The following is a 14,455-nucleotide window of genomic DNA, read 5'->3' on the forward strand; positions in this document are numbered from 1 at the left end:
GATCAATAAAGGCTGTCGGCGAGTTTCCTGGCCGAGGCGCCGAGTTCCTTCGGGTTGCCGCGTCCGACCAGTGCGTAGGCGACATTGCCGATCTGGAAGTAGCTGGAAGCCGTGCCGCCGACGTCCGTCTGCGTAGGCTTGACGACGTCGAAGGTCCCCGGACGCACCGCGAACAAGGACGCGTCGCCGATAGAATCCGAATGGACGGCCAGTTCGACGCTCGGACCGAAGCGGGACGGGTAGATCTGGACATCCCGGACGCTCCAGTCCCGGGGCAGCGCGGGCATGGTGATGGCGGTCGCCGACAGGATCTCGGCCGGGTCATAGTCGCTGACCTTCGGCTGCGACGTCATCGAGGCGCGCAGCAGGCTGGTGCCGTGCGCGCGCACCGCTTCCTCGACATAGGCCGGTGGCTGAACAGAAGCGATCGACTGGCTGATGCCGAACGGACCGATCGCCTCATGTGCGATCCAGCCCGCTCCGACGAACATCACCACTGCCGCCGCGCGCTGGAGGACGGATGTGATGCGACCGCGCAGCAGGCCTCGCTGAAGCCGCCGCGCCGCTTCCGTCGTGGCCGGCCGCACCGCATATGATGGCACGGAAAGTGCCAGGCGAAGCTCATCATGCAGCCGCAGGTCCGCCATCACGCGGGCGGCTTCTTCGGGGCGTGCGGCAAGATAGGCCTCGACGTCGATCCTACGCGATGTGTCGAGCTGATCGTCGACATAGCTGAGGATATCGGTGTCCGTCACCGGGTCCGTCACGATGTTCCTCCTACAATCCTGAGATGCCCGGGTCGGGACGAAGGGTTCTCTTCCATGTCACGCAGCGCCGCGCGGGCGCGTCCCAGCCTCGACATCAACGTTCCCACCGGAATGCCGAGCGCGTCGGCAGCTTCCTGATAGGAAAGGCCTTCGATCGCCACGAGGTGGATGGCGGCCCGTTGTTCCTCCGGCAATGCGAGGAAGTTCTCACGCACCTGGGCAAGACGAGCCGAATGTTCCTGCGGCGCTTCCATGGAGGTGTCGGCGAGCTGTGCCGCGGCATCCATTCGTCGCTGCTCGGCGCGCGCCGAGCGCCTGCGATCGATGAAGGTGTTGTGGAGGATCGAAAGCAGCCAGCCGCGCAGATTACCGCCGGAGCGGAAGCCCGAGCGGCGTTCATATGCGCGCACCAGCGCGTCGTGGACGAGGTCCTCTGCGTCCGCGTCGTTGCGCGTCAGCGACCGCGCGTAGCGACGCAGCGAGCCGAGCTGAGCGAACACGTCAAAGGATGACCGTCTGGTCTTCATGCGAGGTATACGGTGCCTGTCCGGCATTTAATCCCTCGTGGCGTGAAAGAATCTTCGCACTTCATTGCAACTGACCGGCCCTTCGGCGTTGGGGTGTGATCTTTCGGAGGATCCAGGCGATCAATACGGCGCCCAAAAAGGTCACGCCCGTCAGGCCTATGCCCAGTCCGAGCCATTGGAATTCATTGAGTTCGCCAAACCGTGAAGCACCTTTTGCCGCCAGCCAGCCGGGTGCAAGCATAAGCGGCGCCCAGACCAGCGCCGACCCGATGTTTGCCAGCTGAAACCGCTTCTGATCCATCGCCATCATGCCTGCGACGAGCGGCACGGTTGAGCGAAGGGGACCGAAGAAGCGTCCGAAGAATATTGCTGCGAAGCCGTATCTCCTGAAGAACAGGCGCGCCTGCGCCACGCCGTTCCGGTATCGTTTGAGCGGCCATCGATGTACGATGCTCGGTCCCATCCCGCGACCCAGACCATACGAGACGATGTCGCCCAGGACCGCCCCGATGACTGCACCCAGGACCACGGGAACGGGATCGATCACACCTGCGCCCACAAGCCCTCCGATCAGCACCATGAGCGCTGTCGCAGGAATGAGAAGTCCGACAAGAACCAGGGATTCGCCGAAAGCGACAAGGCCGACTGTCACGCCCGCCCACATCTGATATTCGCGCAAGAAAGTCTCTGTCGTCTGAAGAATTCCATCCATCGTCAGGCTCCAGCCTCGATTTCGTTTCGGGAAGGACAGTCGCCACCAGGGGTCCTGAACGCCATCGGTATGGCGAAGCTCCCAATTGCTGGAACCGCTCGCCTGCCATCACGCTGGGTGCTCAGACCGGGCCGGGCAAACCGCTGAGGAAGATCGAGCAGATTCGCCCAAATGGCTTGCGCCATGCGGATAGCTGCAACGGCCCGATCTGGTATGGATCAGGCTATCGGAGGCGCACAGGCATCATAGGCGCGAGCCAGATCGGTGGACGCACAGTGTCTTGTAGCCGTTGCGCCTGAGGCGATCGCCGTGGGCAGGACCGTAATGGGTAGCTCAGGCAGGATTCCGACCGCATCATGTCCGCTATCCTTCAGGTAGAGCGGACGATCGGCCTTCACCGTCGAGATGGCCATGCGTTTGTGGTTCGTCTGGCGTGCCAGAGCCAGTTCCGTATTCTTCGGCTGGGAGGAGCCCGAAGGCGACGAAGCGGAGAATGGCAATTGACCGAATGCAAAGATCGCAGCCAGGAGCAGCATCGCGGCCGACAGCAGTGTCAGGTTCGACTGTCTCACATGTCTACGGCGGGTCATGAAGCTCCGGTCGGTCGCAGGCTTGATCGGCCGGAGAGGTATATAATCATGTCCGCTCCCTATTCCCAGCGTTGTCGATCACATTGCGGCGCCAGCTGGTTACGGGTGTTGCGGCTTCTTGCGGAATACCTTAGATGGCCAGCCGGCAGCGGCATGTCTCGATGCAACGGCGCACCAGGCCGCAAGGCGCGGCCGGAAGCGTCATCAAGCATCGGGGCTTCATGCGCTTGGGGGTAATCGCAACATGTCCGGTTTCCTGGTTCTGCTGACGCAGGCCTCTGTCTATTTCGCGGCGATGGCGTTTGTTTTCCGCGTCAGGACAAGTCTCGGCATGGGCGTCTTTTTCTGCACGCTCGGAGCGATGCATTTCCTGGAGACCTATCTCGCGGCGGTTTATTTCATCCAGCTGCCGTTCGGGCTGATCTCGCCCGGCTCGACCGTGATGTTTGCCGGCAAGCTCGCCTTCTTCCTGCTGCTCTACATCAAGGAAGATGCCGAGAGCATGCGGCAGCCCACCTACGGCCTGCTCATCGGCAATCTGCTGATGGTGGTGCTAGCCCTGCCGCTGAACTACTACAGCGATCCGGCGCAACTCGCCTGGCGCCAGCCGGAGATGGATTTTATCAACCAGATCGGTTTCCTGATGGTGTGGGGCACCGCGCTGCTTTTCATAGACCTGATCGGCATGGTGCTGCTCTTCGAGCGGCTCGGAACAATCGTCACAAACACCATTCTGGGCCGCATGTTCATCAGCCTGGCAATTGTGCTGAGCTTCGACCAGCTGTTTTTCTATCTCGGCCTTTATCTCGTAACCGGGGCTCCTTTGTCCGCCTTCTACGGTGGCTGGATCGCCAAGATCGGCTCAGCGCTGTTCTTCAGCGCGATGCTGGCGCTTTATCTGCGATTTGTCGAAAAGAGCCCGGTTCCGGTCGGCGTCAGACGCGCCACCGACGTATTCGACAGGCTCACCTACAGGCACCGCTACGAGAAACTCGTCGGGCGGATCGGAAAAGACCCCCTGACAGGTCTCCAGGATCGTGGCCAGCTCGACGAAAAAGGCCCGGCCATGCTGACGGAAGCGCTCAAGTCGGCACTTCCGCTGAGCCTGATGATGATCGACATCGATCATTTCAAAGCCGTCAATGACAACCATGGACATGCCGAGGGCGACAGAATCCTGCAGGCCGTTGCGGACGCTCTTCTCAACGCCAAGCGGGAGGGTGATGAACTCTTTCGTTATGGCGGCGAAGAATTCGCGCTGCTTTGTCCAGAGGCGTCGGCGGGAGCTTTCATGCTTGCCGAACGTATGAGGGCGGCAGTCGCCAATACACTCCATCCCGAACTGAACCGATCGGTGACGGTCAGCATCGGCATCGCGACATGCCCGACGAATGCCACGGATTTTCGTGAGCTTCTGATGTTGGCCGATGCCGCGTTGTACGAGGCAAAGGCGCAAGGCAGGGACCGGGTGTCCATTTCGACCGCGACCGCGGCCGGATACCGGTAACAGGAGCGTTCAGCAGCCTGAAACGGTCCCAACCGGCGCTGATGCCGCGGGCGCTACCAGCTTACCGGCCGGCCATCGAATGCCAGAAAGGCCCCGCTGCGTTCCGGTTTTGCCGCAGCAATGATCGATCGCAACGCTTTTGCGCTTTCTTCCGCAGGCAGGACGGCTTGCACGCCACCCATGTCAGTCTTCACCCATCCAGGATGCAGCGACAGTACGGTGATGCCGTCGGGCTGCAAATCCCGCGCAAGCTGGACGGTTGCCATGTTGAGCGCGGCCTTGGAACAGCGATAGGCGTAGTCGTCATCATCGTCGTCGAGCAGGCCTTCTGCCATCGAGCCGGCACGCGAGCCGATGTTGGCGACGACCGAATCGCCGCCAAGGCGGAGATTCGCCCGCAAGGCCCGCGTCAACAGGACCGGGCCAAGCGTGTTGATGCGCAGCACATCGAGGAATTCGTCCGGTTGCAGGTGATCCAGACCGGGGAGTGGGCTGCGCACGCCCGCGTTGTTGACGAGCACGTCCAGTGGCCGGCCGACGAGCCGAACTGCCAGCGCAGAGATCGATGCCGGATCGGCGACATCGAGCGGCTGGTAGTCGATGCCAGCTTCAAAGCTGTCGGCCGACCGGCTGCGGCCGCAGGCGATGACCTGCCAGCCGCTGGCCGCATATTGCCGCGCCAGTTCGCGTCCAAGTCCGCGCGCCGCACCGGTGACAAGGACGGTCTTAGCCGCCAATTGCGGCGCTCCGCGGCTTGGCTGCCGCTTCCTGGCGCGCGATCGCTGCATAGATCTTCCCGGAATACTTCACCGTGCGCTGCTGTGTCTCGTAGTCGACATGGGTGATGCCGAACGGCGTGGTATAACCATACGCCCATTCGAAATTGTCTATCAGCGTCCAGGCGAAATAGCCGCGTACAGGCACGCCTTCGTCCGCAGCCTTCGCTACCTGTTCCAGATGTTCGACATAATAAGCGGCGCGCAACTCGTCCCAGACATGGCCGTCCGCGCCGACCGTTTCCGGCCGCGTGGCCACGCCGTTCTCGGAAATGTAGATCTCTTTCGGAGCATAGTTGTCGTTCACATAGCGCAGCACGTCATACATGCAGCGCGGCCATATCTCGTAGCCGACGGCGGAGTAGAGGCCGTCCGGCTGGACGCGCCGATAGTTCAGCGGCGCCAGTTCCGTGCCTTCGGCGATGACCGAGCGGCGGTAGATGTTGACGCCGAGATAATCGATGGGCGCTGCGATGACGGCGTTGTCGTCGGCATGGATCTCGGGAAGCAGATCGCCATAGAGCTCCAGCATGTCCCGAGGGTAGCTGCCCTTGAAGACGGCATCGAGGAACCAGCGGTTCTGCGCTCCATCGAAGCGTCGCGCAGCGGCGACATCGCGGGGGTCGCCGCTGGCGGGTTCAGCCACATTGAGGTCGAAGACGATGCCGACGGAGGCGTCCGGCACCTCGGCACGAATGATCGGCACCGCCTTGCCATGGCCGAGCAGAGCGTGATGGCTCGCGGTCACGCCGCCTTTGGTGCCATCGCGCAGGCCCGGCGCATCTTCGCCCGAGGCATGGCCGGACCAGCAGAAGGTCCACGGTTCGTTGAGGGTCGTCCACTTCTTGACGCGATCGCCGAAGCTGCGCGCAGCGAGTGCGGTATAGTCGGCCAGCGCGTCGGCAGTGGCGCGGTTGTACCAGCCACCCTGGTCCTGCAATGCCTGCGGCAGGTCCCAGTGGTAGAGGGTCGCATAAGGTTCGATGCCGGCTGCCAGGAGATCGTCGATCAGCCGGTCGTAGAAGGCCACTCCCTTGGTGTTGACGGTGCCGCGTCCTTCGGGCAGCAGCCGTGTCCAGGCAAAAGAGAAACGGTAGGCGTCAAGTCCGAGCGTTTTCAAGACGGCGATATCGTCTCTCCAGCGGTGGTAGCTGTCGCAGGCAACGTCGCCGCTGGAGCCATCGATGATGACGCCGGGTACCTTGCAGAAGCGGTCCCAGATGCTCTCGCCCTTGCCGTCGGTCGTCGGTGCACCTTCGATCTGGTAAGCGGCCGTGGCGGCGCCGAAGACAAAACCCTGCGGCAAGACGAGCGATGCCGCCCGGGCGTCCAGGATGCGCCTTTTATCGATGCTTGATGTCATATTTTCTCTCGACTGTGCTGACCAGGCTGGCCGCCGCCAGCGTCAGCAGGATGTAGAAGATGGCGGCGGAGTTGTAGGGCGCGAACGGCAGGAAGCTCGCCGACTGGAATTCCCGCATGCGCTGGGTGATGTCGCGGATGGACAGGATCGACAGCAGCGACGTGTCCTTGAGGATGGCGATCAGTTCATTGCCGAGCGGCGGGATGATGATGCGGAAGGCCTGCGGCAGGATGACGAGACGCGCCGTCTGCCAGCTGTTGAGGCCAAGGCTGCGTGCCGCCTCGATCTGGCCGCGCGGAATGGCGTTGATGCCGGAGCGGAAGATCTCGGCCAGATAGGCGGAGTAGGCCAATGCCATGGCGGCGATGCCGCGCGCGAGATTGGGTGGGTCAAACACCCCTTGGGTGGCATCTTTCAGCGCGCCGGCCAGCGGCAGGCCGACATAGAGCACGATCACCAGCATGGGGATGCCGCGGATCGTGTCGACGATGAATTCGGAACCGATCGAAAGCGGGTGGCGGCGATGGATGTGGCCGCCGAAGGTGAGCAGGCCGGTGATGATGGCGAGCACCGCAAGGGTAATGCCGGAGGCCTTGTCGGAATCCTTGAGGGCGGCGGTGCGCCACAGTATCGGCAGGTCGGCAGGTGCTGCTGCCACGGGCAGCAATGCTGCGCTGACATCAGCCTTCTTTTCGAGTGCGGCTATGGCCTCCATCGGCCCCTTGAATGTGCGCAAAGGCACCTCGTCGCCCGGCGCGCCGGGAAACTGGCCGTAGCGAACGGCGCCGATCGTGCCCGACGGGGTGCCGGACACAATGCCGACCTTGCCGTCCAGCTTGCCGACCAGAACATAGTCGACGCTCGGCTGCAGCAGGAACCATGCCGCTGTGCAAGCAAACAGTGCGGTGAGCGCAACGAAGACGAAATTTGCGCGCCGGCTGTAGTCGAGCTTGAGCAGGCCAACCCAGACCAGGCCGAGCAGCGCCGCCAGGATGTAGGCGGCGACCGCGGCCCGAATGGTCGTGGCAACACCGGCGGCGAAGGCCATGGGCGCCAGGAAGAGGATGACGACGAGGCCGATGCCATTGAGCGCAAGCAGCGTCGTCCGGCCGGAATTCTTTGCACGGACCGTTTGTCCGCTGAAAAGGAAAAGCACGAGTGCGGCGATCGTGATCGCCAGATAGGCCCAGAAAAGCACTGATGCATAGCCTTGCACCATCGCGTCAGCAGCGTCGGTGAGGCGGCGTGGGGTCACACCCTGCACCACCAGTTTCGAGGTGAACGGGTCGACTGCATTGGCGACGACGGAAGTCACGTAAGGACGGACGATCCCCGTTGTGGCAGCCGCGAGAGCAGCGAGCAGATTCAGTGCAGCGCACGCCCTGGCAAGATGCGGTTTTGGTGCCGTTGTGCGCGAAAACAGGACGCTTCCAACACCCGCTGCAAAAGCCACGACCAGCAGCAGGAAGCCTGGAATGAAGGCCGAGGAGCCATGCTCGACGCCGACGATGGCGCGCAAGGAGCGCTGGTAGTCTGGCGAGCTCGCAAACAGGTAGACGATGAAGGGCAGGGCGGCTGCGATGATCAGGTTGCTGGGTCGCAGGCGCATGAGGTAGCGCATCTCTATCCACCCTCCTTCGGAAAAAGGCTCCGGCGCGGCGTCCCGCCGGAGCTCGTGTCAAACGAAGCCGCTACTTGGTGCCCCAGTACTTGGCGATCAGCGTGTCCAGCGTGCCGTCCGCCTTGATCGCTGCGATGCCTTCGTTGAACGCGGCGATATTCTCGTCGCCCTTGCGAAAGACGAGGCCGAGCGGATCGGATTGCAGGTTGCGGATGGGTACCACCAGTTCGCCGGCAAACTCCTTCTCGTAGGCAGCAGCGTTGGCACCGTTGATGACGACGCCATCGACATCCTTGTTCTTGAGCGCGATGAGGGAGGCCGCGAAACTGTCATAGGCCGTGACATTGTCCTTGCCGGCGACGCTTTCGGCCACTTGGGCGTCGGTTGTGTTGGCCTGCGCGGAGAGTTTCTTGCCTTTTGTCTTGAAGTCTTCGGCGGTCAGCCCTTCATCCTCGACACGCATCAGGATCGCCTGGCTGTTGACGATGTAGGGCTCGGAGAAATCCATCGCCTTCTTGCGTTCGTCGGTGATGGAGACGCCGGACGCGACGAGATCGAAATTGCCCTGGTCGAGCGCGGCGAAGATGCCGTCCCAGCCTGTGGTGACGAACTCCGCCTTGCAGTTGATCTTGGCGCAGATGGCGTTGACGACGTCGACATCGAAGCCGACGATCTGGCCGGTCGCCGTGTCGACGCTCTCCATCGGTGGGGAGGTGGTGTCGGACCCCACCTTCAGCAATTTGCCGCCGAGATCGGCTGCATGTGCCGCGCCGGACATCAGCAGCGCCATGACAAGTCCCGTCAGAATTCTCTTCATGCTCTTTCCTCCCGTTTTTTTGAGCTTTGATTGATCGGATCAGGTGTGGCCGATGCGGCCGCCCAGATTGTCGGGCTGCCGGCCGATCAGTTCTGGCCGGAAGACCTCGGCGAGCTTCGCCGCGCCTTCGTCCACCATGCGCAGCAGCAGGAATTCGCCGAGCCGGCGTCCGAGCACTTCGATCGGCTGGTAGAGGGTGGTGATCGGCGGGCTGAAATAGGCGCTGACGTTGATGTCGTCATAGGCGATGACGTCGACATTCTCCCCGACGCGAAGACCGAGGCTGCCCAGTGCCGAAAGCACGCCCAAGGTGGTGGCTTCGTTCACGCATACCAGTGCCGTTGGCGGCGACGGCTGCTTGAAGAGGCTCAATGTCGTGTCGCGACCGAAACGCGCGGTGAGGTCGCCACCGTTTACGAGATCGAGCGAGGGCTGAAGTCCGGCTTCCTCGAAAGCACGGCTGAAGCCGTCGATCCTGTCCAACGCATAGGACAGGCGTGGCTGGGCATTGATGAGCGCGATGCGCCGGTGCCCGCCGGCAATCAGCCGGGCCGTTGCGGCATACGCGGCCCATTCGTTGTCGACGTCGACATGGGCATAAGCAAGCGACTGTCGGCAACGGCCAAGCGATACGAAGGGGAAGCCGGCCTCGACCAGCATCGCGATACGTGGGTCGTTTGCCAGAACTCCGGAGAAGATCATTCCGTCGGCAAGTCGCTGCTCGGCGATGCGACGCGCGACGGTACAGGCGTCGTCGAAGCTGCGGTAGCCATAGACGGAAAGCTGGTAGTCGCTGCCGTCCAGAACCTGTGAAATGCCGCTGAGGATCTGCGTGTATTCGACGCCGTCCCACTCATAACCGGCGGCCGAGGTGATCGGCATCAGCACCGCAGCCTGGTAGGTCTTGCCTGTGCGCAGCGCCATACCGCGAGCGTTGGCCTGATAGCCGAGTTCTCGGGCGGCGGCGAGGATCTCCTCGCGGGTGGCGTCGGTGACGACCGGCGAGCCGCGCAAGGCTTTCGATATGGTGCCGATCGAATAGCCGGTGTGCGCGGCCAGCGTCTTGATGGTCGGCAAGGTGCTGTCCGGTGCAGGCTTGGCTTTGGCCATGATCGCCGTCTTCTCCTCTCCTTTTTAGAACGCTATCAAGCAATAAAAACGATTTCAAGGAAAATAAAAACGTTTTTATTGCTGATTGTGACGCGATCTGATGGGTTCTGCAGACAAAACAAAAACGGCGGACCGCGGCCCGCCGTTCGTCAAGGTTTGGAAGTGTGCGACGCTCAGTCGATGTCGAAGGAGACGCCCTGGGCGAGCGGCAGCGCCTTGGAGTAGTTCACGGTGTTGGTGGCGCGCCGCATATAAGCCTTCCACGCATCCGAACCGCTCTCACGACCGCCGCCGGTCTCCTTCTCGCCACCGAACGCACCGCCGATCTCGGCTCCCGACGTGCCGATGTTGACGTTGGCGATGCCGCAGTCCGAACCGTCAGCGGCAAGGAACCGCTCCGATTCCTGCAGATCGCGCGTGAAGATCGACGACGACAGCCCGGCACCAACCGCATTGTGCAGCTCAAGAACGCTGTCGAAGTCGGAATACTTCATCACATAGAGGATCGGCGCGAAGGTCTCTTCCAGCACCGGACCAGCCTGCTTCGGCATCTCCACCAGCGCCGGACGCACATAATAGGCATCGCCATGCCCGTTCTCGACGCGAGCGCCGCCGGTGACCGTGCCGCCATGTTCGCCGGCATGTTTCAGCGCCTTCTGCATGGCGTCGAAGGCTGCCTTGTCGATCAGCGGGCCGACCAGCGACGAAGTCTCCAGCGGATTGCCGACCGAGACGCTCTCATAGGCCTTCTTCAGGCGCGGCACGAGCTGGTCATAGACGCTCTCATGCACGAACAGGCGGCGCAGCGTGGTGCAGCGCTGGCCGGCAGTGCCCATGGCACCGAAGGCGATGGCGCGCAGCGCCATGTCGAGATCGGCACTCGGGCAGACGATGCCGGCATTGTTACCGCCGAGCTCCAGCACGGCACGGGCGAAACGCCTGGCCAGGCGCGGACCGACCTCACGACCCATGCGGGTCGAGCCGGTAGCCGAGACCAGCGGCACTTTCGCATGATCGACCAGCACTTCGCCGATCTCGCGCTCGCCGATCAGCACCGGTGCCAGATTGGCGGGGGCATCGGCACCGAAACGCTTGACGGCGCGCGCGAAGATCGCCGCGCAGGCAAGTGCCGTCAGCGGCGTCTTCTCCGAAGGCTTCCACACCACCGCATCGCCGCAGACCAGCGCCAGTGCGGCATTCCACGACCACACCGCGACGGGGAAGTTGAAGGCCGAGATGACACCGACGACGCCGAGCGGATGCCAGGTTTCCATCATCCGGTGGCCGGGGCGTTCGGTGGCGATGGTCAGGCCGTACAACTGACGCGACAGGCCGACGGCGAAGTCGCAGATGTCGATCATTTCCTGGACTTCGCCCAATCCTTCCGAAGGGATCTTGCCGACCTCGATCGACACCAGGCGGCCGAGCTCGGTCTTGTGGGCGCGCAGTTCCTCACCCAGCAGGCGCACCAGTTCGCCGCGCTTGGGACCGGGCACAAGGCGCCAGGCCTTGAAGGCCTCATGGGCGGCATCGATCGTCTTGTTGGCATCAGCTGCCGAGACCGTCTTCAATGCTGCCAGCTGCTCACCCGTCACCGGGCTGCGCACGACAAGATCACCGCCAGAAAGCACATCCCGTGCAACACCAAGCTTCCCAAGCAGATCCGCCGTTTCACTCGATAGCGTCATGACATTCACCTTTCCATTTGCAGGGGCCGTCGCCCATTGTTCAAAGCCGTACCAAGCCGGTGACGCCCGGTGACGTCGCCTGCTGCAGTCGTGCAGCCATCCGTTTCAGTTTTTCGGGTGTGTAGCGGTCGTAGAAATGCTGGTTGCTGCGACCGAGCCCATGTTCAGCACTGAAGCTGCCGCCGTGCTCTTCGACCGCGATCTCCGTCACGAAGCTGCGCAGGCGCGCCGCGCAAGCCATGTCCGCAGCGCCATTGCGGTCTCGTGGCAGCACCAGATTGAAATGCACGCCACCGTCGCCGATATGGCCGAAGTCGCAGATTTCGACCTGCGGGAACTCCTGCGCCAGCAGCCGCGCCATGCGCTCGCGAAAGCGCATGACCTCACCGCGTCGGAAGGAGAGGTCAAGCCCGACGACATAGCCTGCGGCTTTCGCGCCCTCCGACAGAGTGTGCCGCAGAGACCACATCTCGGTGGGCGCACCAATGAAGGCGTCGGCCAGCGGGCCGCCGGACAGTTCCCAGATTTCCGCCAGGATCTCTTCCAGCATCGCGTCCAGCGTCTGTTCGCCGGCGCGCGGAGCCCAGGAACGCGACAGCTCGACGAGGATGACATAGGCGGGCGTTGCGCCGCCGGGAAACGGATTGCGCAGCGACGGCACGTGGGCAAGCGCGTGACCGATCGCTGCTCCCGACATGCCTTCAAAGGCGCTGAGCAAGGTGCCGGCGCGTTCTTCCAGTTCGTTGAGCAAAGTAAGCGCGGCCGCGGGCGTGGCCGGCACGAGGTAGGCCGTGGCTGTCTGTCTGGGCAGCCGCTCCAGGTTGAAGGTGCATTCGGTGACGATGCCGAAGGCGCCGCTCGTACCGATGAAAAGCTGTTTCCAGTCGGGGCCGGTGTTGTCCTTGCGCAGACCCTTGCCGCAACGCAGGACGGTGCCGTCTTCGTCGGTCAGTACCAGTTCCAATCCCAGCGTGTTGCGGCGTACGTCGCCGAAGCGCAGAAAGCGTGCGCCGCCCGTGTTGGCGGCGACCATGCCGCCCGCCATGGGGTCGGCCCCGAGATCGATGGGGAAGAACAGACCGTGCGGTTCGAGCCGGGCGTTGATTTCCGAGAGACGGAAACCCGCTGCGACGCGCAGGCTGCGGTTGTCGACATCGAGCTCGAAGGTCGAGCGCAGGCGCTCGAGGCTGAGCACGCCCTGCTTACCGCTGTCGTCGGGGGTCGAACCGCCGACGAGCCCGGTGTTGCCGGACTGCGGCACAAGCGTGATGTCGTGACGGGCACAAAAGCCGACCACCTGCGACACGGCCTCGGTCGAGGCAGGGCGCGCGACAAAGGCGGCACGGCCGCCCGTATAGCGGGCCGCGGTTTCATAAGGCGCCATGTCGCTCGGCAAGGCGAGCAGGCCCTGCGGGCCGAGAATGGCGCCGAGCCGGTCGAGGTGATCGGCGGCAAGCACCATCAGGCGGCTGCCGACAGAGTCCGAACAGCAGCCAGGCACTCCTCGGACGAGGCGCGTTCGATACCGGCATAGTGTTCGAACTCGTTGAGTACGGTTGCACCCAGAGCGACCTCGAACAACTTCTGGTTCGGGCTGGCAGCGAAATCCTGGACGGCATCGTCACCCAGATTGGACTGGAAGATACCCGCCGCCGATACCGGCAGGAAATCTTCGTAGACGATCGGGTCGAAACGCACCAGGCCAGCCTCGACCAGGTCCTCGATGTCGGAACGGGCGTGACCGGAGAGATCGGCTCCCGGTATGATGGAATAGAAGAAGTAGCCGAGCCCTGCCTTGCGGATGGCATTCCAGTCGTCCGGGAAGGCGGAGAAGCTTTCCTGCAGCGCGGTGACATAGTCCTGTGCGTTCGAGCCGTCGGCGGCCGGGCGCACCTTGGCGCGCGCTTCGTTGAGCAGCCGGTCATAGAGACCGCGACCCTTGGGGGTCAGGGCCACGCCACGCTGTTCGATCTCGCCGAAACGGGCTGTGTGTGAGCCGCCTGCAAGATTGCCGCCTGGATCGGGGAACAGGACTCGCTCCTCGATAGCCTTGAACGAAGTCTGTCGAAGCAGGATCGGACAGGCGCGGCAGGGTGGTCCCTCGATCACGGCCTTGGGTGCGATGCCGCGTCGCGGCATCTGATCCTGCACGGCGTCGATGTCGAGCGTGCGCGGGGTGAGGTGGTTGATGTGCGGGCCCTTGAAGGACACCACGTCGGCGATCAGGCGATGGGCGGCGTGCAGGCGTTCGTAAAGCGCGTGGTCGACGCTCGCCTGTTCGTGCCAGCGGAAGGTGCCAAGCACCTCGGCCACGAAGCGCTCTCCGTCTTCCGGCGAAAGGCCGCCATCGCGTTCGGCCTTCTCCACCAGCATGACCGCACCTTCCGAGAAGATGCGACGGCGCCCGAGGATTTCCCGAGCGGCTTCGCGCAATTCCGGGTCGGTGATCAGGTCGAGGCGAAGCAGTGAGGTGAACACCCGGAACGGATTGATCTTGAGCGCTTCCTCGCCGACTGGCCGGAAGGCGGTGGAATGGACCGGGACGCCGGCCTCGCTGAGGTCGTAGTAGCCGACTGGAAACATGCCCATGACGGCAAACACGCGACGCATCATGGCAAGCTCGGCTTCGGTGCCGAGGCGGATGGCGCCATGGCGCTCTTCCGAGATGCGGTCCAGTGTTTCGGTGGCCTCGAGGCTGGCCCGCAATCCAGGCTGCTGCTCAAGGGTCGCTGCGTTGACGTCAGCCACCAGTTCCATCAGCGTGCCATAGGCCGGTACTTCATCCCGATACATGGCAGACATGGCGGCCGAGAAGGCGGCGCGGATGGCATCGCTGGACATGAAGCGCGAGACTGGCATGGGACTTTCCAATCATTGCAGGGACAGAGGGCTGGATGAAATGGCGACTTGATGCGTGTTTGATGTTATATCGCGAGGCAGAGTGGCTGAATTAGACTGAATCAATCTGACTTGATGC

Annotated in this window: 13 protein-coding genes; 1 reads left to right on the forward strand and 12 read right to left on the reverse strand. The window is 63.1% G+C overall.

Features of this window, described 5'->3' with window-relative positions:
* Nucleotides 1-2: 2 nt before the first annotated feature.
* The 4 genes from C1M53_RS18075 to C1M53_RS18090 all read right to left on the reverse strand — a co-directional run bounded on the left by C1M53_RS18075 (nucleotide 3) and on the right by C1M53_RS18090 (nucleotide 2,596).
* Nucleotides 3-767 (reverse strand): anti-sigma factor, encoded by a 765-nt coding sequence (locus C1M53_RS18075; protein ID WP_245488193.1) that lies wholly within the window; start codon nucleotides 765-767, stop codon nucleotides 3-5.
* Nucleotides 764-1,294, reverse strand: coding sequence for a sigma-70 family RNA polymerase sigma factor (locus C1M53_RS18080; RefSeq protein ID WP_129413495.1), 531 nt, complete (start codon nucleotides 1,292-1,294; stop codon nucleotides 764-766). The genes C1M53_RS18075 and C1M53_RS18080 overlap by 4 nt, the downstream gene beginning before the upstream one ends.
* Before the next feature lie 61 nt (nucleotides 1,295-1,355).
* A complete protein-coding gene (locus tag C1M53_RS18085; RefSeq protein WP_129413496.1) occupies nucleotides 1,356-2,006 on the reverse strand; it encodes a DedA family protein in 651 nt (216 codons plus the stop codon).
* 218 nt (nucleotides 2,007-2,224) lie between these two features.
* Nucleotides 2,225-2,596: a hypothetical protein gene (locus C1M53_RS18090; protein ID WP_129413497.1), complete on the reverse strand. Its 372-nt coding sequence runs from the start codon at nucleotides 2,594-2,596 to the stop codon at nucleotides 2,225-2,227.
* Nucleotides 2,597-2,840: 244 nt separating this feature from the next.
* On the opposite strand from C1M53_RS18090, the gene C1M53_RS18095 reads away from it, so the two are divergent.
* The gene (locus C1M53_RS18095) at nucleotides 2,841-4,103 is read left to right on the forward strand and encodes a GGDEF domain-containing protein (RefSeq protein ID WP_129413498.1); all 1,263 of its coding nucleotides are present in this window, start codon (nucleotides 2,841-2,843) and stop codon (nucleotides 4,101-4,103) included.
* A 53-nt stretch (nucleotides 4,104-4,156) separates the two neighbouring features.
* On the opposite strand, the gene C1M53_RS18100 is transcribed toward C1M53_RS18095, so the two are convergent.
* The 8 genes from C1M53_RS18100 to C1M53_RS18135 form a co-directional block, all read right to left on the reverse strand.
* Nucleotides 4,157-4,840, reverse strand: coding sequence for an SDR family oxidoreductase (locus C1M53_RS18100; protein ID WP_245488195.1), 684 nt, complete (start codon nucleotides 4,838-4,840; stop codon nucleotides 4,157-4,159).
* Entirely contained in the window at nucleotides 4,830-6,242 is a 1,413-nt protein-coding gene (locus C1M53_RS18105; protein ID WP_129413500.1) for a GH1 family beta-glucosidase, read from the reverse strand. Before C1M53_RS18105 ends, C1M53_RS18100 begins: the two co-directional genes overlap by 11 nt.
* Nucleotides 6,223-7,863 (reverse strand): amino acid ABC transporter permease, encoded by a 1,641-nt coding sequence (locus C1M53_RS18110; RefSeq protein ID WP_129413501.1) that lies wholly within the window; start codon nucleotides 7,861-7,863, stop codon nucleotides 6,223-6,225. Before C1M53_RS18110 ends, C1M53_RS18105 begins: the two co-directional genes overlap by 20 nt.
* A 70-nt stretch (nucleotides 7,864-7,933) precedes the next feature.
* The gene (locus C1M53_RS18115) at nucleotides 7,934-8,680 is read right to left on the reverse strand and encodes a transporter substrate-binding domain-containing protein (protein ID WP_129413502.1); all 747 of its coding nucleotides are present in this window, start codon (nucleotides 8,678-8,680) and stop codon (nucleotides 7,934-7,936) included.
* A gap of 39 nt (nucleotides 8,681-8,719) precedes the next feature.
* Nucleotides 8,720-9,790 (reverse strand): LacI family DNA-binding transcriptional regulator, encoded by a 1,071-nt coding sequence (locus C1M53_RS18120; RefSeq protein ID WP_129413503.1) that lies wholly within the window; start codon nucleotides 9,788-9,790, stop codon nucleotides 8,720-8,722.
* A gap of 173 nt (nucleotides 9,791-9,963) precedes the next feature.
* Nucleotides 9,964-11,478, reverse strand: a complete 1,515-nt coding sequence (locus tag C1M53_RS18125) for an aldehyde dehydrogenase family protein (RefSeq protein ID WP_129413504.1) — start codon at nucleotides 11,476-11,478, stop codon at nucleotides 9,964-9,966.
* 40 nt (nucleotides 11,479-11,518) lie between these two features.
* Nucleotides 11,519-12,937, reverse strand: a complete 1,419-nt coding sequence (locus tag C1M53_RS18130; protein WP_129416240.1) for an FAD-binding oxidoreductase — start codon at nucleotides 12,935-12,937, stop codon at nucleotides 11,519-11,521.
* A gap of 2 nt (nucleotides 12,938-12,939) precedes the next feature.
* Nucleotides 12,940-14,337 carry a VOC family protein gene (locus tag C1M53_RS18135; RefSeq protein WP_129413505.1) on the reverse strand — a complete coding sequence of 466 codons (1,398 nt, stop codon included), beginning with the start codon at nucleotides 14,335-14,337 and terminating at the stop codon, nucleotides 12,940-12,942.
* Nucleotides 14,338-14,455: the final 118 nt, after the last annotated feature.

Origin of the sequence: Mesorhizobium sp. Pch-S, assembly GCF_004136315.1 — a bacterium.
In the GTDB taxonomy this organism is placed as follows: Bacteria; Pseudomonadota; Alphaproteobacteria; order Rhizobiales; family Rhizobiaceae; genus Mesorhizobium.